This is a genomic window from uncultured Streptomyces sp., from assembly GCF_947488945.1.
Classification (GTDB): Bacteria; Actinomycetota; Actinomycetes; order Streptomycetales; family Streptomycetaceae; genus Streptomyces.
This window is the reverse complement of the sequence record NZ_CANLBS010000102.1, coordinates 1-315: the sequence shown is the minus strand read 5'-3', so window position 1 is coordinate 315 and position 315 is coordinate 1. Positions and strand designations below refer to the sequence as shown.

General features: G+C 71.1%; 1 protein-coding gene. It reads right to left on the bottom strand.

Features of this window, described 5'->3' with window-relative positions:
- Positions 1–315 (bottom strand): ketoacyl-synthetase C-terminal extension domain-containing protein (locus Q0994_RS33990; RefSeq protein WP_299542607.1); only part of this gene is annotated, 315 nt, incomplete at both ends.

Here is a 315-nt window from a genome sequence, read left to right as displayed (position 1 = left end):
CTGCGCCCGCGTCAACACCGACGACAGACCCACATCCACCAGACCCCAACCCGGCGAAGCCACCAGATGATCCCGCAGACGACCCGCCTGAGCCCGCAGCGCCACCCCACTCTTCCCCGACAGCACCACCGCGGAAGGCCGCTCCGGCACCGACACCTCAGCAACCGGCCCCGCCAGAGCCTCCGGCGCCTCCTCCAGAATCACGTGCGCGTTCGTCCCACTGATCCCGAACGACGACACACCCGCACGCCTCGGGCGCTCCCCCGCGGGCCAGTCCTCGGCTTCCGTCAGGAGGCGGACCTGACCGGACTCCCA